The following is a 19,361-nucleotide window of genomic DNA, read 5'->3' on the forward strand; positions in this document are numbered from 1 at the left end:
AAGTGGAAGCGGCGCAAGTCGTGGAGCTGACCGGTACTAATAGGCCGAGGGCTTGACCACATACTCATCCAGCCCATTTTGCAAGACAATGTCGCGTCCACTGTGCAGCTCTGAAGGTACGGAACCCTTGTGTTCCGCTCCTCCTCAGACACCGTCCCGGGTAGCCGGGATGCGTGTCGGGGTGGGGTACATCTTCACAGTGTTACGGCGGTCATGGCGAAAGGGAAACGCCCGGTCTCATTCCGAACCCGGAAGCTAAGCCTTTCAGCGCCGATGGTACTGCCCGGGGGACCGGGTGGGAGAGTAGGACGCCGCCGGACATAACTCCCAGGACGGGGTCACAGCTACGGCTGTGGCCCCGTTCCTGCATTTCCGGCAGAGGCTGACGTGGGCACCCTGGCCGGTGCTCTCCGTAGCGGGAACACGTCGGCTCCCGACGATTCCACTGCACCGACGTGTCGACCGCGGCCGAACGCCGGCTGTCGTCCCGAGCGAGCTCCGGGACCTCGCCCTTGGGGACGTAGCCGAACTCGAGGCCGTCGCTGCAGGGTGCGATGCCCGGTGGTGTCGGTCTGATTCGTCAGGCCACTTATCGGCCGCGCAGGACGCCGACGGCCGGCGCGCCAGGAGCGGGCCGGCCGTCGGATGTGCCTGCGTGGTCAGGGGACCGCGCGTCGCAGCCCCAGGTATGCCAGCGCGGCGAGCGCGAGTGCGGCCACCGCGGGCAAGCCGATGGCGAAGGACTCCACCGAACGATCGGTCAGCCAGGCTCCCAGGTCGTCCCAGGCCCGGCGCCACGTGAGCAGCACGACGAGGGCGCCGGTGCCCACGATCAGCGCGGCCGTCAGCGCGTAGATGCCCGTCGCCCCCCAGCGCTTGTAGAGCACACCCAAGCCGATCCCCATGAAGGCGAAGGCCATCATCGGGACGGCGAAGACGACGACCTGCAGGGCCGGGTTCCCGACGTCCACGGCTCCGGGGGCCCAGAACTCCAGTCCGGCGCCCCAGCCGTTCGTGGCGTTCTCGACTGCGGTCAGCGCGGCCAGGGCGATGCCGAAGACGACCGCCTGCACGACGGCGACCAGCGCCGTCCCCAGGTAGAAGACCCGACGGCTGAGGCTGAGCCCCATCGCCAAGGGGAACACCATGGTCACCGCCTGGATGTAGGTCACCAGCACCGTGATGTACAGCGCGGCCAGACCGCCGGTGTTGGAGTCGCTTGCGCTGGTGTCCAGGTCACCGACGCCCCAGATCGCCAGGTTCACGACGAAGGCGAGCGCGACGATCGCCCAGCCGATCCCGACGGACAGGAGTGGGTTGATGAGCTGGAGGCGGGCGGCGCCGAGGACACGGTTCATCGGTGAGCTCCCTGCAGGGTGGCGCGGTCGAGAGTCGAGGGTGTGGCGGGCTGCGCCGCGGCGAGGCTCATGGCGACCACCAGCCGCTGGATCGACGTCTGTTCGACGGCCAGGCCGAGGGCCTTGGCCTCCTGTCGGGCCGTCGCCGTCGCCGTCCGGACGATCGCTCGCGTCTGGCCGGCCATCGACTCCTCGTGCAGGACGGCGTGGCCGGCGCCGAAGGTGGCCACCTGGGCCGCCGGGCCGGTGACGGTCAGCGCCGTGGACCGCAACGTCTCCGCGTCCGCATCCAGCAGCACCCGGCCGCGGTCGATGAGCAGGACGTGCTCGAGCAGGTCGCTGATCTCCTCGATGAGGTGTGTGGAGAGCAGGATCGTGCGGGGGTGCTCGGCGTAGTCGGCCAGCAGGCGGTCGTAGAAGAGCTGGCGCGCGACGGCGTCCAGGCCCAGGTACGGCTCGTCGAACAGCGTGACCGGTGCCCGCGAGGCCAGGCCCAGGATGATGCCGACGGCCGAGTTCATCCCCCGGGACAGCTTCTTGATCGGCCGCTTGCCGGGCAGGTCGAAGTCGGTGAGCAGCTGGTCGGCCAGTGGCTGGTCCCAGTGCGGGTAGAGGTGGGCGGCCGCGGAGACGGCGTCACATACCCGGAAGTGGTCCGGGTACCGCTGGCCCTCCTTGATGAAGCACATGCGGCTCAGCACACCGTCGTTCTCGTACGGCGCTGCACCGAGCACGGTCACCTGGCCTGCGGTGGGCAAGCGGTGACCGGTGAGCAGTTGCATGAGCGTGGTCTTGCCGGCACCGTTCCGGCCGAGCAGGCCGGTGATCGTCTCCGCCTGCAGCGTGGTGGAGACGTCGGTCAGTGCGGTGTGTCCCCGGAAGCGCATGGTGACGCCCTCGAGCGTGGCGGCGGCGGTCACGACCGGCCTCCCCGCTCGCGCAGCAGCTGGACGATCTCGGCGATGCTGATGCCGACCTTGTCGGCCTCGGCCAGCAGGGGGGTGAGGTACTGCTCGGCGAACTCGCTGCGGCGCCGCTTGAGCAGCTGCTCCCGTGCGCCGGTGGCGACGAACATCCCAACTCCTCGTCTCTTGTAGAGGACCCCGTCGGCCACCAGCTGGTTCAGGCCCTTGGCGGCGGTGGCGGGGTTGATGCGGTGGAAGGCGGCCAGCTCGTTGGACGAGGGGGCCTGGCTCTCCTCGGCGAGGGAGCCGTCGACGATCGCGTCCTCGAGCTGGGTGGCGACCTGCCGGAAGATCGGGCCGGCGTCCTCGTTCACCGAGGCACACGACCCAGCAGGCTCGCTGGTTCGTTACTCATGTAATGAACCATAGAGCCGAGGAATCGCAGTGCACAAGTCCCCGCAACGGGACCGTCACACGGGCCAGCTACGTTCCTGACTCCGCCGGCTCGCCGACGTCAGGAGGACGACGCCCGTGTTGCTGTCCCCGCACGAGCAGGAACGGCTGATGCTCAGCTACGCCGCCGAGCTCGCCCGCCGCCGTCAGGCCCGGGGCCTGAAGCTCAACCTCCCCGAGGCGACCGCGATCGTCACCGACCACGTGCTCGAGGGCGCCCGGGACGGCGAGCTGGTCACCGACCTGATGCAGTCCGGCCGCACCGTCCTGACCCGGGACGACGTCATGGACGGCGTCCCCGAGCTGCTGGAGGAGGTGCAGGTGGAGGCGACCTTCCCGGACGGGACGAAGCTGGTGACCGTCCACCACCCGATCTCGTGATCCCCGGCGAGGTCATCACCGCCGAGGGCGTCATCGAGACGCTGCCCGGCGTGCCGCGGGTCGAGCTGGCGGTGCACAACACCGGCGACCGGCCGGTCCAGGTCGGCTCCCACTTCCACTTCGCCCAGGCCAACCGGGCACTGGCGTTCGACCGGGCTGCGGCGCACGGTCACCGGCTCGACATCGCCGCCGGCACGGCCGTCCGGTTCGAGCCCGGCATCCAGCGCACCGTCACCCTCGTCCCGCTGGCCGGCGCCCGCGTCGTCCCCGGGCTCACTGCGGAAGGTGGGCTGGCCTGATGGTGCAGCTGTCCCGGGAGCGCTACGCCCAGCTCTACGGCCCGACGGTCGGTGACCGGATCCGGCTGGCCGACACCGACCTGCTCATCGAGGTCACCGAGGACCGCTGCGGTGGTCCGGGCCTGGCCGGTGAGGAGGCGGTGTTCGGCGGCGGCAAGGTGATCCGCGAGTCGATGGGGCAGGGCCGGGCGACCCGCGCCGAGGGCGCTCCGGACCTGGTGATCACCGGCGCGGTCGTGCTCGACCACTGGGGGGTCGTCAAGGCCGACGTCGGCGTCCGCGACGGGCGGGTCGTCGCGCTGGGCAAGGCCGGCAACCCGGACACGATGGACGGCGTCCACCCCGACCTGGTCATCGGTCCGGGCACCGAGGTGCTGGCCGGCAACGGCAAGATCCTCACCGCCGGCGGCATCGACTGCCACGTGCACTTCATCTGCCCGCAGATCGTGCCGACGGCGATCGGCTCGGGCATCACCACGATGATCGGCGGGGGCACCGGTCCGGCCGAGGGCTCCAAGGCCACCACCATCACCCCGGGCGACTGGTACCTGGCCCGGATGCTCGAGGCGATGGACGGGATGCCGGTCAACGTCGCGCTGCTGGGCAAGGGCAACACCGTCTCGGTCGACTCGCTGGAGGAGCAGCTCCGGGCCGGCGCCAGCGGGTTCAAGCTGCACGAGGACTGGGGCTCCACGCCGGCCGCGATCGACGCCGCGCTCACCGTGGCCGGGCGCAACGGCGTCCCGGTGGCCCTGCACTCCGACACCCTGAACGAGGCCGGCTTCGTCGAGGACACCCTGGCCGCGATCGCCGGCCGGAGCATCCACGCGTACCACACCGAGGGCGCCGGGGGCGGGCACGCGCCGGACATCATCACCGTCGCCGGGCACCCGAACGTGCTGCCCAGCAGCACGAACCCGACCCGGCCGCACACGGTGAACACCCTCGACGAGCACCTCGACATGCTCATGGTCTGCCACCACCTGGACAGCTCCGTGCCCGAGGACCTCGCCTTCGCCGAGAGCCGGATCCGGCCCACGACCATCGCCGCCGAGGACCTGCTGCACGACCTGGGCGCGATCTCGATGATCGGTTCCGATGCCCAGGCGATGGGCCGGGTCGGCGAGGTCGTGATGCGCACCTGGCAGACCGCGCACGTGATGAAGCGCCGCCGCGGGTCGCTGGCCGGCGACGGGGCCGCCGACAACCTGCGGGCCCGCCGGTACGTCGCCAAGTACACGATCTGCCCGGCCGTGGCGCACGGGATCGACGGCGAGGTCGGCTCGGTGGAGCCGGGGAAGCTCGCGGACCTGGTGCTCTGGGACCCGGGGACCTTCGGCGTCCGGCCGCACGTGGTGCTCAAGGGCGGGATGATCGCCTGGGGGCAGATGGGCGACGCGAACGCCTCCATCCCGACCCCGCAGCCGGTGCTGCCGCGGCCGATGTTCGGCGCGTACGGCCGGGTGCCGGCGCAGACCTCGGTGCACTTCGTCGCCCCGGCCGCGATCGAGGGCGGGCTGGCCGACCGGCTGGCGGTCGACCGGCGGCTGGTCGCGGTCGCCGACACCACCCGGCTGGGGAAGGCGGACATGCCGGAGAACACCGCGCTGCCGGAGATCCGGGTCGACCCGGACACGTTCACCGTGTCGGTCGGCGGCGAGGTCTGGGAGCCCGAGCCGGTCGCCGAGCTGCCGATGGCCCAGCGCTACTTCCTTTTCTGATGACGGCTGCGCTGCTCACCCTCGCCGACTCCCGGCTGCCCGCTGGGGGACACACCCACTCCGGCGGCGTGGAACAGGCGATCGCGGCCGGGGTGCTCGCCGACCCGGGCTCGCTGGCGGTCTTCCTGCGCCGGCGGTTGGCCACCTCGGGAGCGGTGGCCGCCGGGCTGGCCGCGGCCGCGTGCCGGGCGGTGGACGACGCCGATCCGGTGGCCGCGCTCGACGCGCTGGACGCGGAGGCGGATGCCCGTACGCCCTCCCCGGCACTGCGGGCCACCTCCCGGCAGCAGGGCCGGGGGCTGGTCCGGGTCGGCAGCCGGGCCTGGCCGCACCCGGCGTGGGCCGCGCTGCGGGCCCAGCCGCACCACCCGCTGGCCCTGGGCGTCGCCGCGGCGACCGGTGGGCTGACGCCGCGGGACGCCGCGCACGCCGCCGCCTATCTCGCGATCAGCGGCCCGGCCACTGCCGCGCAGCGGTTGCTGGCCATGGACCCGATCACCGTGGCCGCGGTGACCGCCCGGCTGGCCCCCGAGGTGGACGAGGTCGCCGAGGCATCCGCCGAGGACCTGCCGGCGGCCACCGACCCCCTCCTCGACCTGCTCGCCGAACTGCACGCCGCACGCAAGGACCGGTTCTTCGCCTCATGACCAGGAGTGCCCATGCCGCCTGACCACCGGATCGACGACTACGTCGACCCGTACACCCCCGAGCACCGGCACGGCGGCCCCCTGCGGGTCGGTCTCGGTGGCCCGGTCGGCTCGGGCAAGACCGCCCTGGCCGCCGCGCTGTGCCGCACGCTGGGCGCCGAGTACGACCTCGCCGTCGTCACCAACGACATCTACACGACCGAGGACGCCGACTTCCTGCGCCGCAACGCCGTGCTGCCCGACGACCGGATCGAGGCGGTGCAGACCGGCTGCTGCCCGCACACCGCGATCCGCGACGACATCACCGCCAACCTCGACGCCGTGGAGCTGCTGGAGTCCCGGCACCCCGGGCTGGAGCTGGTCTTCGTCGAGTCCGGCGGTGACAACCTGACCGCCTCGTTCAGCTACGGGCTGGTCGACGTCCAGGTCTTCGTGGTCGACGTCGCCGGCGGGGACAAGGTGCCGCGGAAGGGCGGGCCCGGGGTGACCGCCTCGGACCTGCTGGTGGTCAACAAGACCGACCTCGCGCCGCTGGTCGGTGCCGACCTCGGGGTGATGCGCCGCGACTCCGACGCCGTCCGCGGGGACAAGCCGACGCTGCTGATCTCGCTGCGGGAGGACCCTGCGGCGACCGAGGTCGCCGAGTGGGTGCGGGAGCAGGTGCGCGCGAGGGCGTTGCAGACGGCGCCGTGAGGACGCGGGTGGAGGTGGTCGCTCGGTGCGACGCGCGGGGGCGCACGACCCTGCCGATCGTGCGCGCCAGCGGGCAGTTGGCGGTGCGGCGCACCGGCGCCGCCTCCGTGCACCTGGTCGCCACGGCGTTCGGCCCGCTGGGCGGGGACGACGTGGAGATCCGGCTCGTCGTGGAGGCAGGCGCCCGGCTCAGCGTCCACTCGGTGGCCGCGGCCGTCGTGCTGCCCGCCCGGGGGGAGTCCCCGCCGTCGCGGCAGGTGGTGCGAGCCGAGGTCTCCGGCGTGCTGCAGCTGGCGCCGGAGCCGACCGTGGTCACCGCGCGCGCCGATCACCGGGCCGAGCTGCACGCGCAGCTGGCTGACGGCGGCGAGCTGACCGCCACCGAGCAGGTGCTGCTCGGCCGGGTGGGCGAGGAGCCGGGGCGCTGGACCGGCACGACCCGGGTCGAGCGGGACGGCCGCCCGCTGGTGCACACCGCGATCGGCCTGGGGCCCGGGGCGCCGGCCTGGCTGCCGCCGGTCGCCCCCCGGGCCTACGTCTCCACGGTGTCGATCGGCGACGCGCGGCCCGAGGTGGCGACCGGGGGCGACGCCGTGCGGCTGCCGTTGCCCGGCGGTTGGGTGGGGACGGCGTGGGGCGACGAGCTGCACGACGCGGTGACCCGGTTGGCGTCGGTGTCGTCGCGACCGGTCGACGAGCTGGCGGAGGTGGCGCGGTGAGCGGGTCGTTCGTCGTCCGGGCCCGGCGGGTGGTGCTGCCCGACGGGGAGCGGTCGGCCGCGGTGCACGTGCAGGACGGCGTCATCGTCGCCGTCACCGGCTTCGGCGAGGTCGACGGCCAGGTGGTCACCCTCCCCGAGGACGAGGTGCTGCTCCCCGGGCTGGTCGACAGCCACGTGCACGTCAACGAGCCCGGGCGCACCGAGTGGGAGGGCTTCGCCTCGGCGACCCGCGCGGCGGCGGCCGGGGGCATCACCACGATCGTCGACATGCCGCTGAACTCGGTCCCGCCCACGGTCGACGTCGAGGCGTTGCACGTGAAACGCGCGGTGGCCGAGGGGCAGGTCAGCGTGGACGTCGCCTTCTGGGGCGGCGCCGTGCCCGGCAACGCCGGCCAGCTCCCACGACTGCTCGCCGCCGGGGCGGTGGGCGTGAAGTGCTTCCTGCTGGACTCCGGCGTACCGGAGTTCCCGCCGCTGGACGACGCCGGCCTGCGGGCCGCGCTCACCGAGCTGGCCGCCGTCGACGGGCTGCTCATCGCGCACTGCGAGGACGACGACGTGATCACCGCCGCCCCGCAGCCGGGTGGGCGGAGCTACGCCGACTTCCTCGCCTCGCGGCCGGGTGCGGCGGAGGAGACCGCGATCGGCCGGCTCATCGCCGCCGCCCGGGACACCGGCGCCCGGGTGCACGTCGTCCACCTCGCCGACGCCGGTGCGCTGCCGATGCTGCGGGCCGCCCGGGCGGAGGGGGTGCGGATCACCGTCGAGACCTGCCCGCACTACCTGACGTTCAGCGCCGAGGAGGTCCCCGACGGCGACACGTCGTTCAAGTGCTGCCCGCCGATCCGGGAGGCCGAGCACCGGGAGGCGCTGTGGCGCGCGCTGGCCGACGGGGACGTCGACCTGGTGGTCAGCGACCACTCGCCGTGCACGCCGGAGCTCAAGCGGCTGGACGTCGGCGACTTCGCGCTCGCCTGGGGTGGCATTGCCGGGCTGCAGGTGACCCTGCCGGTGGTGTGGAGCGGGGCCCGGGCGCGGGGGTTCTCCCTCGCCGACGTCGTGCGGTGGATGGCGGCCGCGCCGGCGCGGCTGACCGGGCTGACCGGCAAGGGCGCGATCGCCGTGGGCAAGGACGCCGACCTGGTGGCGTTCGCGCCCGACGAGCCGTGGCGGGTGGCGCAGCTGCACCACCGCAGCCCGGTCACGCCGTACGCGGGGCGGGAGCTGACCGGGGTGGTCCGCCGGACCTGGCTGCGCGGGCAGCCGCTGGTCGACGGGGCGGCTCCCCTCGGCCGGTTGCTCGAGCGATCGGAGGGGTGACGGGCCCGCGCCGTGTCACAGTGACCCGCGTCCGTCCCGATCCGTCTGGAGCCCGATGACCGACCCCGCCTTCCTCGCCCTCCCCGACCTGGCCCGTCGTGACCTCGGCGGCGCCGTCGTCGCTGCGAACGACGAGTTCTTCGCTGCCCGGGAGAACCTCGTGCTGCCGCACCCGGCCGTGCCGCGCACCGAGTTCGGGCACAAGGGCAAGGAGTACGACGGCTGGGAGACGCGCCGCCGGCGCAGCCCCGGGCACGACTGGGCGATCGTGCGGCTCGGGGCGCCGGGGATCGTGGCCGGCGTCGTCGTCGACACCGCGTTCTTCACCGGCAACTACCCGCCGCAGGCCTCGCTGGACGGCGCCGCGGTCGAGGGGCACCCGTCGGTCGAGGAGCTCGCGCGCGCGGACTGGCAGCCGCTGCTGCCGCTCGTCGACCTGGCCGGCGACACCGCCAACGCCTTCCCGGTGGAGTCCGACCGCCGGTACACGCACGTGCGGCTGTCCATCCACCCCGACGGCGGGGTGGCCCGGCTGCGGGTGCACGGCAGCGTCGTCCCGGACCCGCGACTGGTGGACGCCGGGCCGTTCGACCTGGCCGCCCTGGAGAACGGCGGACGGGTCACCGGCGTGAGCAACGCCCACTACGGCAGCCCGCACCAGCTGATCGGCCACGGCTCGGCCCGGTCGATGGGCGAGGGCTGGGAGAACGCCCGCCGCCGCGGCACGGGCAACGACTGGGTCGACGTCGACCTGGCCTGCGAGGGCGTGGTCACCCTCGCCGAGCTGGACACCTCGTACTTCCTCGGCAACGCCCCGGGCACCGCGTCGCTCACCGGGCGCACCGCCGACGGCGCGGAGGTCGTGCTGCTGCCCCGCACCCGGCTCCAGCCGGACACCCGGCACCGGTTTGTGCTCGACGGGGAGACGGGAGTGAGCAGCGTGCGGCTGGACGTCTTCCCCGACGGCGGGATGGCCCGGCTGCGGCTGTGGGGGCGGCCCACCGCCGCCGGCCGCGCCGCACTGGGACGCCGCTGGTTCGACGCGCTGCCCGACGTCCCGGCCCTGGAGGTGCTGGGCTCGCTCGGCGTCGACCCGAGTGAAGCTGGCCGGCTGGTCGGGCACCGCCCGCTGACCGGCGAACTCCCGCCCGCCGTCCGCTCCCTGCTCGACGGTCGGGCCGGCTGACGGGGCTGGTCAGGTCCCCGTGATGTGCTCCGGCCGCACCGGCACCCGGTTCAGCGGGAGGCCGGTCGCGGCGCGGATGGCGGCGAGCACCGCGGGGCCGGAGGAGATGTTGGGTGCCTCGCCGACCCCGCGCAGGCCGTAGGGGGCGTGCGGGTCGGCGTACTCCAGGACCTCGATGCGCATCGGCGGCATGTCCAGGATGGTCGGGATCAGGTAGTCGGTGAACGACGGGTTCCGCACCTTGCCGTCCTTGATCAGGATCTCCTCCATCACCGCCAGCCCGAGGCCCTGCGCGGTGCCGCCCTGGATCTGGCCGACCACCGCCTGCGGGTTGATCGCCTTGCCGACGTCCTGGGTGCAGGCCATCTCGACCACCTTGACCAGCCCGAGCTCGGTGTCGACGTCCACCACGGCCCGGTGCGCGGAGAAGGCGTACTGCACGTGCGCGAAGCCCTGGCCGGTCTCCGGGTCGATCGCCTCGGTGGGGCGGTGCCGCCACTCGAGGGTCTCCTCGAGGACGTCGTCCCCCAGCAGGTCGGCCAGCGGGACGGTGATGTCCTCGCTGTCGGACACCACGGAACCGCCGGCCAGCCGCAGGTCGGGAACGGTCCGTCCCACCAGTCGCTCGGCCCGGGCGAGCACCTGCTCACGCACCTTCTCGCACGCGGCCTTGACCGCGCCGCCGGTGACGTAGGTCTGCCGGGAGGCCGAGGTCGAGCCGGCCGACCCCACGCTGGTGTCCTTGGGGTGCACGACGACGCGCTCGACCCCGAGCTCGGTGCGGGCGATCTGCTGCTCGACGGTGACCAGCCCCTGACCGACCTCGGCCGCGGCGGTGTGCACGGTGGCGGTCGGCTCGCCACCGACCACCTCCAGGCGCACCCGGGCCGTCGAGTGGTCGTCGTAGCCCTCGGAGAAGGCGACGTTCTTGTACGCCACGGCGTAGCCGACCCCGCGCCGGACGCCCTCCCCGTGGGTGGTGTTGGAGACCCCGCCGGGCATGTCGCGCAGGTCGACCTCGCCGTCGCCGGACGCGGCCGGCAGCGGCATGGCCTCCAGCCGGCGCAGCAGCTCCGCGACCGGGGCCGGGCTGTCGATCACCTGGCCGGTGGGGGTGGCCGACCCCTCCTCCATCGCGTTGCGGCAGCGCAGCTCCACCGCGTCCATGCCCAGCTCGGCGGCGAGGGCGTCCATCTGCGACTCGTAGGCGAAGGCGGTCTGCACCGACCCGAAGCCGCGCATCGCCCCGCACGGCGGGTTGTTCGTGTACGCGCCGTAGCAGTCGACGTGCACGTTGGGGACGACGTAGGGGCCGATCCCCATCGTCCCGCCGTTGCCCACCACGGCCGGGGTGCTGGAGGCGTAGGCGCCACCGTCGAAGTAGATCGCCGCCTTGACGTAGACCAGCTCGCCGTCCCGGGTGGCGCCGTGCTCGTAGCGCATGGTCGCCGGGTGGCGGTGCACGTGGCCGAAGAAGGACTCCTCCCGGTTGTAGGACATCTTCACCGGGCGCCCGGTGCGCAGCGCCAGCAGGCAGGCGTGCACGTGCATCGACAGGTCCTCACGGCCGCCGAAGGCGCCGCCCACGCCCGCCAGCGTCAGCCGTACCTGCTCGGGCGGCAGGGCGAGGGCGGAGCAGATCTGCTTCTGGTCCACGTGCAGCCACTGGGTGGCGACGTGCAGCTCCACGCCGCCGTCCTCGGCCGGCACGGCGAGGCCGGCCTCCGGACCGAGGAAGGCCTGGTCCTGCATCCCCACCTCGTACTCGCCCACCACGACGACGTCCGCGGTCGGGGCCGGGTCACCGGTGCGGACCTTCAGGTGCCGCACCAGGTTCCCCTCCGGGTGCAGGTGGGCGCTCTCCCGGCTCAGCTCGGTGACCTCGGCGGTGGTGTCGTGCACCTGGTTCCAGGTCGGGTGCCCCAGCGCGGTGCGCGCGTCGGTGACCGGCTCCAGCACGTCGTAGTCGACGTGGATGCGGGCGGCGGCCAGCCGGGCGGTCTCCGGGTGGTCGGCGGCGACCAGCGCCACCGGTTCGCCCTGGTAGCGGACGACGTCGACGGCCAGCACCGGCTGGTCGGCCAGTTCGAGCCCGTAGACCTTCTCGCCGGGCACGTCGTCGGAGGTGAGCACGGCGGAGACGCCGGGGGTGGCCAGCGCCGCGCTGGTGTCGATGGAGCGGATCCGGGCGTAGGGGTGCGGGCTGCGGAGGGTGACCCCCCAGAGCATGTCCTCCATCCAGAGGTCGCTGCCGTAGGCGAACTCGCCGCGGACCTTGAGGACGCCGTCGGGCCGCTGGGCGTCGTCGCCGACCCCGCCGCTGCCCGGCCCGGTCAGGTGCTCCGGTGCCCCGGTCGGCGTGCGGGTCGGCGTGCTCATCGGTCTCCCCCTGCCGTGGGCTCGGCCATCCGGTCCGCGGCGAGCCGGACGGCGTCCAGGATCTTCTCGTAGCCGGTGCACCGGCAGAGGTTGCCGGCCAGCGCCTCGCGGGTCTCGGCGTCACTGGGCCGGCCGTGCCGGGCGATCAGGTCGTGCGTGGCCACCAGCAGCCCGGGCGTGCAGAAGCCGCACTGGACGGCGCCGGCGTCCAGGAAGGCCTGCTGCACCGGGTGCAGCGCCTCGGGGTCGGCCAGCCCCTCGACGGTGCCGACCTGCCGGCCCTCGGCCTGGCCGGCGGCGACCAGGCAGGCGCAGACCGGCAGGCCGTCGAGGTAGACGGTGCAGGAGCCGCACTCGCCCTGTTCGCAGGCGTTCTTCGACCCGGGGAGGCCCATCCGCTCCCGCAGGACGTAGAGCAGGCTCTCGCCCTCCCAGACGTCGTCCACGTGCTGCTCGGTGCCGTTCACGGTGCAGGTCAGACGCACGTCAGGCCTCCTGGTTCGCGGAGCGGTGGTCGGCCCAGGCCCAGGTCAGGGCGCGGCGGGCCATCACGGACAGCGCGTGGACGCGGTAGCGGGCGCTGCCGCGGACGTCGTCGATCGGGGCGGCCGCGGCGGCGACCAGCTCCCCGAAGCGGGCGATGGTCGCCTCCGGCAGCTCGGCCCGGGACTCCCACAGGCCGCTGCTGTCGAGCTCGCCGGCCAGGAACTCCTCGGCGGCGGGGGCGCGGCGCGGGGTCGGCGCGGCCGAGCCGATGCCGGTGCCGACCGCGCGGCGGTCCGGGTGCAGGGCCAGGCCGAACGCCGCGACGGAGATGACCATCGCGTTGCGGGTGCCGATCTTGCTGTACTGCTGCGGGCCGCTTGGCGGGACGACGTGGACGGCGGTGATGAGCTCGTCGCCGTCCATCGCGTTCCGCTTTACCCCGGTGTAGAAGTCGTCGATCGGGATCCGGCGGGTGCCCCGGACCGAGGCCACCTCGACCTCGGCCCCCGCGGCCAGCAGCGCGGGGTGGGCGTCGCCGGCCGGTGACGCGGTGGCGAGGTTGCCGGCGACCGTGCCCCGGTTGCGGATCTGCGGGGACCCGATGGTGCGGGAGGCCATGGCCAGGCCCGGCAGCCGGTCGCCGAGCTCGCTGATCACCCGCGCGTAGCTGACCCCCGCCCCCAGTCGGACCGCGCCGTCCGTGATCGCCCAGTCGCGCAGGTCGGCGACCCGGGTGAGGTCGAGGAGCAGCGCCGGGCGGAGGTGGCCGAAGTTGAGGCCCACCATCACGTCGGTGCCCCCGGCGATCGGCACGGCGTCGGGATGGGCGGCCTTCGCCTCCAGCGCCTCCGTCCAGGTGACCGGTTGCAGGAAGTCCATGGGGCTCCTCATCGGTGGGGGACGGTCACGGTAGCCCCGCAGTGTCACGGGGCGATGACGGCCGGGCGCCAGGGCGGGTCAGGACGGGTGAGGACGACGAGCTGCTGCGTCGCCCGGGTCATCGCCACGTAGCGGTCGACCGCGCCGCCGATGCCCGCGCCGGACCCCGCCTGGTCGACGAGGACGACCAGGTCGAACTCCAGGCCCTTCACCAGCGCCGGGGTCAGCGACCGGACGCGGGGTCCGGCACGGAACGACGGGGCCCCGATGACGCACGCCGTCCCCTCCTCATGTCCGGCGAGCCAGTCGTCGACGATCGTCCCCAGCTCGGCGAGGGACCCATACCGGACCGGGACGCCGGTGCGGCGGACCGACGTCGGCACGTTGGCGTCCGGCAGGACGGCCCGGATGACCGGCTCGGCGGCGGCCATGACCTCCTCCGGGGTCCGGTAGTTGAGGGTCAGGGGCGCGACGCCGACCCGGCCGAGCCCGACCCGCTCCAGCCGCTCCGGCCACGACTCGGTGAACCCGTGCCTGGCCTGGGCCCGGTCCCCGACGACGGTGAAGCTCCGCGACGGGCAGCGGAGCAGCAGCATCTGCCACTCGGCGTCGGTGAGCTCCTGGGCCTCGTCCACCACGACGTGCGCGAACGGGCCGGCGAGCACGTCCGGCGTGGCGGCGGGCAAGGCGGCGTCGTCGACCAGGGCGTCCTGCAGGTCCTGGTGGCGCAGGGTCGTCATCAGCAGGAGCTCGGAGTCGTCGGCGGCGATCAGGTCGTCGATGACGGTCGCCATGCGTTCCCGTTCCGCGGCGACGGCGGCCACGTGCCGACGCGTCCGGTCGAACGCCTCCGGGTCGCCCAGCCGCTGCCGGGCGGCGTCGAGCAGCGGCAGGTCGGCCGTCGTCCAGGCGCGGGCGTCGGCGCGCTGCAGGGCCCGGACCTCGTCCGGGCCGAGCCAGGGGGCGCACCGGCGCAGGTAGGCGGGCACCGACCACAGGTCGCCGACGACGTCGGCCGCGTCGAGCGCCGGCCACGCCCGGTCGAAGGCCCTGCGCAGCTCCCGGTCCTGCTCCAGTGACCTGCGGAGCAGGTCGGCCGGCACGTCGTCGTCGTGCGCGTCCACCAGGACCCGGAGCAGCTCCGCCCACACCTCGCCGCGCGCCTCGTTGTGCGGCGCGCCGGGCTCGGGCGCGGCGAACGCCTCGGCCCAGTCGGCGGGGCCGAGCTCGACCTCCGCCCAGGGCGTCTGGACCGTGAGCCCGCGTCGGGGCGGCTCCTCGTAGAAACCGACGGCGGCCTCGATCGCCGTCACCAGGTCCGCGGTCGACTTCAGGCGGGTGACTTCCGGGTCGGTCTCCACCGCCGCCGTCGCCCCCTCGGGCACGAGGTCCCGGAGGGTGCAGGTGCGCACCCCCTCCTCGCCCAGGCTGGGCAGGACGTCGGCGACGTAGGACAGGTAGGGCTGGTGCGGGCCGACCACCAGCACCCCGCCGCGGCGGGAGCCGACGTTCGGGTCGGACCAGAGCAGGTAGGCCGCCCGGTGCAGGGCGACGACGGTCTTGCCCGTCCCGGGCCCGCCGTCGACGACCAGCGTGCCGGCGGACCCCGCGCGGATGATCGCGTCCTGGTCGGCCTGGATGGTGCCGAGCACGTCGCGCATCCGGGCCGACCGCGTGCCGCCCAGGCTGGCGAGGAAGGCGGACTGGTCGTCGAGGGCCGCGTGCCCCTCCAGCGCCTCGGCGGTGAACACCTCGTCCCAGTAGTCGCTGACCCGGCCGCGGGTCCAGCGGTACCGGCGGCGGCTGACCAGCCCCATCGGGTCGGCGTGGGTGGCGCCGAAGAACGGCTCGGCGGCGGGCGAGCGCCAGTCGACGAGCAGCCGGCGACCGGCGCCGTCGGTGAGGCCCAGCCGCCCGACGTAGACCGGCTCGGGGTCGGCGGCGCGGACGACGCGCCCCAGGCAGAGGTCCAGGCCGAAGCGACGCAGGGTGCGCAGCCGGGCGGAGAGCCGGTGCACCTCCAGGTCCCGGTTCAGCGCCGCCTCACCCGTGCCGCCGGGCGCGCGCCGCTCGGCGGCGAGGCGGTCGGCCAGGTCGGCGATCGACTCCTCGAGGCTGGTGGCGATGGCGGCGAGGTGCCGCTCGTCGGTGGCGATCAGCGCCGGGTCGGCCTTGGCGGTGAGGTGGTCGGGGAGGTCGAAGGCACTGGTGCTGAACGGGGGCATGCAGTCGGCTCCGTCCTGACGGCTGCGGCATACCTGCAGGTCAGGGCCGCGGTCGACGATCTTCCGGCACCCCCCGGGTCTTGCCGCAAGCCCCCGGGTGCGCTATAGCTTGGAGTTGGCGGGGGAGGCTCGTACACACGCCGGACACGTCCACGGGGCAGGATGCGCTGGGTGCAGACCGCTGACCTGCTCGTGCACGACGCCGAGCTGATCGCCACCGTCGACGACGCCCGCCGCGAGCTGCCCGGAGGCTGGGTCGCGATCACCGACGGCGTGGTCAGCGGCCTCGGTGGCCCGGGCGACCCGCAGCCGGCCGCCGTCCGGCGGGTCGACGCCCGTGGCTGCCTGGTCACGCCCGGGCTGGTGAACACCCACCACCACCTGTACCAGAACCTGACCCGCGCCTACGCCCCCGCGCTCACCGGTGGGCTGTTCGACTGGCTGGTCACGCTGTACCCGCTGTGGGCCCGGCTCGACGAGGAGGCGGCGTACGTCAGCGCGTACGTCGGGCTGGCCGAGCTGGCGCTGTCCGGCTGCACCACGTCGACCGACCACCTCTACGTGCACCCGCGCGGCGCCGGCGACCTGATCTCCGCGGAGGTGGCCGCGGCACGGGAGCTCGGCGTCCGGTTCTCACCCACCCGCGGGTCGATGTCGCTCTCCGTCAAGGACGGCGGCTTGCCGCCGGACTCGGTGGTGCAGGACGACGACGAGATCCTGGCCGACTCGCAGCGGCTGGTGCAGGCCCACCACGACCCCGCACCCACCGCGATGACCCGGATCGCGCTGGCGCCCTGCTCCCCGTTCAGCGTCACCCCCGACCTGATGCGCCGGACGGCGGAGCTGGCCGAGTCCCTCGACGTCCGGTTGCACACCCACCTCGCCGAGACCCAGGACGAGGACGCCTTCTGCCTGGCGACCTTCGGCCGGCGACCGGTCGACCACCTGACCGACGTCGGCTGGATGACCGACCAGACGTGGCTCGCGCACGTGGTCTGGCCGGACGCCAAGGAGGTCACCCGGCTCGGCGCGGCCGGGGTCGGGGCAGCGCACTGCCCCTCGTCGAACATGATCCTGGGCAGCGGTCTCGCCCCGGTGGCCGAGCTGCGGGCGGCCGGCGCGCCGGTCGGGCTGGGCGTCGACGGCTCGGCGTCGGCGGACTCCGCGTCGCTGTGGCTGGAGGCCCGCACCGCGATGCTGCAGGGCAAGCTCCGGCACGGCGCCGCGGCGATGTCGGCCCGGGACGCGCTGGAGATCGCCACCCGCGGGGGCGCCGCCTGCCTGGGCCGGTCCGGCGAGATCGGCGAGCTGTCCATCGGCGCCTGCGGTGACCTCGCGATCTGGTCACTGGAGGGCGTGCGGTTCGCCGGTGCGCTGTCGGACCCGGTGGAGGCCTGGCTGCGCTGCGGTCCGGTGTCCGCACGGCACACCGTCGTGGCGGGGCGTTTCGTGGTCTCCGACGGCGCCGTCGTGCACCCCGGGCTCGAGGAGCAGCTCGCCGTCCACCGGCGGGTGGCGCAGCGGATGCAGGCTCCGCTCGGCTGAGCGGGCGCCGGGGTCAGGTGGAGAGCTCGCCGCGGACCACCGAGACGCCGGAGTGCGTCGGGTTGCCGTCGAGCGGCTCGACCGAGACGTCGACCAGCGGGTAGGCGGCGAGGTCGATGCCGTCGGGCAGCCGCAGCACGGTCGCGCCCTGCCGGACGATGCCGACCGGCACCATCCGCTGGGCGTCGGCCTGCAGCAGCCACACCTCGTAGTAGGCGTCCTGCAGTGCGGGCACGTCGAGGTCGACCTGCAGCTCGCGGATCCCGCCGCGCTCCCGGACCTCCGCGTTCCCCGACGCGATCTGCTCCGGCAGCGGATCGAGGCCGGCCTGGGCCACCACGGCGCCGCCGGGGCCGTCCTGGGTGACCGCGACCGCCCCGGCGCCGATCAGGCCACCCACGAGCACGGCGGCGGCCAGCGGCAGCCACCGGGTCGCCGGCCGGCGAGCGGACCGCGACCGGAAGGGCATGACGGTCGCCCCTGCCGGAGGGGAGTCAGTCGATCCGGGAACGTCCGTTTCGACCTCGGTCGGCCCGGGCATGGGGACCTCGCGCGACAGTCCGGCCTCGATCTCGGCCGGGCGGGGGGAGGCAGCGACCCCGGTCGCGGCGGCGATGGCGGCCCAGACCTGCGGGGGTGGGGCCATCGCCTGGCTGGGCGCGGCCAGCGCAGGGACGGCGAGGACGTCGACGCTCCGCCGGAGCGAGGCGACCTCCTGCTCGCACTCGGCACAGTCGGTCAGGTGCGCGGCGCACTCGGGCGACGGCTGCTCGCCGAGGGCGGCCAGCGCCAGCTCGTCAGGATCGCAGTGCTGCACCGTCCACCTCCAACCGGTCTCGCAGGCGCTCCAAGGTGCGTCTGATGTGGCTCTTCACGGTGCCCAGCGGGATGCCGGTGCGTGCCGCGATCTGTGCATGGGTCAGGTCTTCGAAGAACGCGAGCTCGATGATGCTTCGTTGCGGCTGGCCGATCCGGTTCAACTCGCCCAGCAGGAGCACCCGGTCGGCCACCTCGGTGGCCAGCTCGCTGCCGGGGCCGGCGGTCGGGGCCGAGCGGGCCTCGCTCGCGGCCGCCTCGGTCGACCGACGCTGCCGTTCCCGCTTGGCCCAGGTGTCGGCGATCTTGTGCCGGCACACCCCCACCAGCCAGGCCGGCAGTGCCCCTTGGTCGGGTCGGTACCGAGCGCGCCCGGTCCAGGCCGAGATGAAGGTCTGCTGGGTGACGTCCTCGGCATCGGGGCCGGGCCCGAAGGCCCGCACCGCCATGCCGTGCACCTGCGCCGCCCATCGCTCGTAGGCCCACGCGAGGGCCTGCTCGTCGCCGTCGACGAAGCGCCGGGCGACCTCGACGTCGTCCGGCTCGGCGCTCTGCTGCACCGAGCCCTCGGTGGTGGGCACGTCAGCGACCGTACCCAGTGGTGGCCGACGGACGGCCAGGAGGCTCATGGGAGCGGTTCGGCAACGACGACCACGTTGTCGCGATAGCTGCGGATCTCGGGCATGAACGGACCACCACAGGTGACCAGCACCAGCCGGGGCGGACCGTCCCGGCCGAAGATCGTGTCCAGTGGCAGGACCTGCTTGGTGATCAGCTCGCGGGAGACCACCTGCCAGCGGGTCTCCTCGCCGTTCGCGCCGGTGACCACGACGACGTCGCCGACCTCGGCGCTGCGCAGCGGAGCCAGGGCGCCCAGCCCCTGCTCCCGGTCGTCGACGTGCCCGGCGAGCACCGCCGAGCCGTCGTCCCCGGGCGCGGGACCGAAGCGGTACCAGCCGACCCGGTCCACGTCCTCCGGCAGCTCCATCTGGCCGTCCGGGGAGACCCCCACCGGGTCCAGCGGGGCGTCCACGCCCCGGGCCGGCAGGCTCAGCCGGACCGGAGCCGGGACCGGTGCGGCCACGGTGGGAGCCGCGTCCCGGGTGGTCACCGGCGGGAGGTCGAGTGCGGGCGCCGACGGCGGCACCGCCCCGGAGGGCGGTGCCGCCGACGGTGACGGCGCCGTCGTCGAGGACGACGGCGTGTCGATCGCCTGCTCCACCGTGGTGCCCGCCGTCGTGTCGGGCCGGGTCAGCGCCCAGGTGACCGGTGTCCCGATCGCCAGGACGAGGCCCAGGACCAGGACGACGACGGAGCTGCGCACGGTGGTGCCTCTGTTCCCGGTCG

At 74.1% G+C, this 19,361-nt stretch carries 19 protein-coding genes and 1 rRNA gene; 10 read left to right on the forward strand and 10 right to left on the reverse strand.

Going from position 1 to position 19,361, the window contains the following annotated elements; translation table 11 throughout:
- The first annotated feature begins 203 nt into the window (after positions 1 to 203).
- A 5S ribosomal RNA gene (gene rrf / locus O2W15_RS17310) occupies positions 204 to 320 on the forward strand.
- Positions 321 to 659: 339 nt separating this feature from the next.
- Here the strand turns inward: rrf and O2W15_RS17315 are convergent.
- The 3 genes from O2W15_RS17315 to O2W15_RS17325 are packed head-to-tail and all read right to left on the reverse strand — an operon-like array spanning position 660 to position 2,637.
- Positions 660 to 1,358 (reverse strand): hypothetical protein, encoded by a 699-nt coding sequence (locus O2W15_RS17315; RefSeq protein WP_269180278.1) that lies wholly within the window; start codon positions 1,356 to 1,358, stop codon positions 660 to 662.
- Positions 1,355 to 2,278, reverse strand: coding sequence for an ABC transporter ATP-binding protein (locus O2W15_RS17320; RefSeq protein WP_269180279.1), 924 nt, complete (start codon positions 2,276 to 2,278; stop codon positions 1,355 to 1,357). Before O2W15_RS17320 ends, O2W15_RS17315 begins: the two co-directional genes overlap by 4 nt.
- The gene (locus tag O2W15_RS17325; protein WP_036339582.1) at positions 2,275 to 2,637 is read right to left on the reverse strand and encodes a GntR family transcriptional regulator; all 363 of its coding nucleotides are present in this window, start codon (positions 2,635 to 2,637) and stop codon (positions 2,275 to 2,277) included. The genes O2W15_RS17320 and O2W15_RS17325 overlap by 4 nt, the downstream gene beginning before the upstream one ends.
- A 157-nt stretch (positions 2,638 to 2,794) precedes the next feature.
- On the opposite strand from O2W15_RS17325, the gene O2W15_RS17330 reads away from it, so the two are divergent.
- The 8 genes from O2W15_RS17330 to alc are packed head-to-tail and all read left to right on the forward strand — an operon-like array spanning position 2,795 to position 9,684.
- Entirely contained in the window at positions 2,795 to 3,097 is a 303-nt protein-coding gene (locus O2W15_RS17330) for an urease subunit gamma (protein WP_269159297.1), read from the forward strand.
- The gene (locus O2W15_RS17335; RefSeq protein WP_269160990.1) at positions 3,094 to 3,396 is read left to right on the forward strand and encodes an urease subunit beta; all 303 of its coding nucleotides are present in this window, start codon (positions 3,094 to 3,096) and stop codon (positions 3,394 to 3,396) included. Before O2W15_RS17330 ends, O2W15_RS17335 begins: the two co-directional genes overlap by 4 nt.
- Positions 3,396 to 5,117 carry an urease subunit alpha gene (locus O2W15_RS17340; RefSeq protein ID WP_269180280.1) on the forward strand — a complete coding sequence of 574 codons (1,722 nt, stop codon included), beginning with the start codon at positions 3,396 to 3,398 and terminating at the stop codon, positions 5,115 to 5,117. Before O2W15_RS17335 ends, O2W15_RS17340 begins: the two co-directional genes overlap by 1 nt.
- On the forward strand, positions 5,117 to 5,764 hold the full coding sequence (locus tag O2W15_RS17345) for an urease accessory protein UreF (RefSeq protein WP_269180281.1): 648 nt from the start codon (positions 5,117 to 5,119) through the stop codon (positions 5,762 to 5,764). Before O2W15_RS17340 ends, O2W15_RS17345 begins: the two co-directional genes overlap by 1 nt.
- A gap of 12 nt (positions 5,765 to 5,776) precedes the next feature.
- Positions 5,777 to 6,457 (forward strand): urease accessory protein UreG, encoded by a 681-nt coding sequence (gene ureG / locus O2W15_RS17350; RefSeq protein ID WP_269160993.1) that lies wholly within the window; start codon positions 5,777 to 5,779, stop codon positions 6,455 to 6,457.
- Positions 6,458 to 6,516: 59 nt separating this feature from the next.
- Entirely contained in the window at positions 6,517 to 7,176 is a 660-nt protein-coding gene (locus tag O2W15_RS17355) for an urease accessory protein UreD (protein ID WP_269180282.1), read from the forward strand.
- A complete protein-coding gene (gene allB / locus O2W15_RS17360; RefSeq protein WP_269180283.1) occupies positions 7,173 to 8,498 on the forward strand; it encodes an allantoinase AllB in 1,326 nt (441 codons plus the stop codon). Before O2W15_RS17355 ends, allB begins: the two co-directional genes overlap by 4 nt.
- Before the next feature lie 55 nt (positions 8,499 to 8,553).
- Positions 8,554 to 9,684 carry an allantoicase gene (gene alc / locus O2W15_RS17365; protein WP_269180284.1) on the forward strand — a complete coding sequence of 377 codons (1,131 nt, stop codon included), beginning with the start codon at positions 8,554 to 8,556 and terminating at the stop codon, positions 9,682 to 9,684.
- Positions 9,685 to 9,693: 9 nt separating this feature from the next.
- Here the strand turns inward: alc and pucD are convergent, their stop codons facing one another.
- The 4 genes from pucD to helR are packed head-to-tail and all read right to left on the reverse strand — an operon-like array spanning position 9,694 to position 15,653.
- Positions 9,694 to 12,063, reverse strand: coding sequence for a xanthine dehydrogenase subunit D (gene pucD / locus O2W15_RS17370; RefSeq protein ID WP_269180285.1), 2,370 nt, complete (start codon positions 12,061 to 12,063; stop codon positions 9,694 to 9,696).
- Positions 12,060 to 12,548: a (2Fe-2S)-binding protein gene (locus tag O2W15_RS17375; RefSeq protein WP_269160998.1), complete on the reverse strand. Its 489-nt coding sequence runs from the start codon at positions 12,546 to 12,548 to the stop codon at positions 12,060 to 12,062. The genes pucD and O2W15_RS17375 overlap by 4 nt, the downstream gene beginning before the upstream one ends.
- A gap of 1 nt (position 12,549) precedes the next feature.
- Complete coding sequence (locus tag O2W15_RS17380; protein WP_269180286.1) at positions 12,550 to 13,428, reverse strand: FAD binding domain-containing protein; 879 nt, start codon at positions 13,426 to 13,428, stop codon at positions 12,550 to 12,552.
- A 44-nt stretch (positions 13,429 to 13,472) separates the two neighbouring features.
- The gene (helR, locus tag O2W15_RS17385) at positions 13,473 to 15,653 is read right to left on the reverse strand and encodes an RNA polymerase recycling motor ATPase HelR (RefSeq protein WP_269180287.1); all 2,181 of its coding nucleotides are present in this window, start codon (positions 15,651 to 15,653) and stop codon (positions 13,473 to 13,475) included.
- 171 nt (positions 15,654 to 15,824) lie between these two features.
- On the opposite strand from helR, the gene O2W15_RS17390 reads away from it, so the two are divergent.
- Positions 15,825 to 17,198 (forward strand): 8-oxoguanine deaminase, encoded by a 1,374-nt coding sequence (locus tag O2W15_RS17390; RefSeq protein ID WP_269180288.1) that lies wholly within the window; start codon positions 15,825 to 15,827, stop codon positions 17,196 to 17,198.
- Between the two features lie 13 nt (positions 17,199 to 17,211).
- Here the strand turns inward: O2W15_RS17390 and O2W15_RS17395 are convergent, their stop codons facing one another.
- From O2W15_RS17395 to O2W15_RS17405, 3 genes are read right to left on the reverse strand one after another with little or no spacing between them, the layout of a single operon-like run.
- On the reverse strand, positions 17,212 to 18,015 hold the full coding sequence (locus O2W15_RS17395) for an anti-sigma factor (protein ID WP_269180289.1): 804 nt from the start codon (positions 18,013 to 18,015) through the stop codon (positions 17,212 to 17,214).
- Positions 17,996 to 18,595 (reverse strand): RNA polymerase sigma factor, encoded by a 600-nt coding sequence (locus O2W15_RS17400; protein WP_269161004.1) that lies wholly within the window; start codon positions 18,593 to 18,595, stop codon positions 17,996 to 17,998. The genes O2W15_RS17395 and O2W15_RS17400 overlap by 20 nt, the downstream gene beginning before the upstream one ends.
- 44 nt (positions 18,596 to 18,639) lie before the next feature.
- On the reverse strand, positions 18,640 to 19,338 hold the full coding sequence (locus tag O2W15_RS17405; RefSeq protein WP_269180290.1) for a class F sortase: 699 nt from the start codon (positions 19,336 to 19,338) through the stop codon (positions 18,640 to 18,642).
- Positions 19,339 to 19,361: the final 23 nt, after the last annotated feature.

The sequence above is a fragment of the Modestobacter sp. VKM Ac-2979 genome (genome assembly GCF_026967995.1).
Lineage (GTDB): Bacteria > Actinomycetota > Actinomycetes > Mycobacteriales > Geodermatophilaceae > Modestobacter.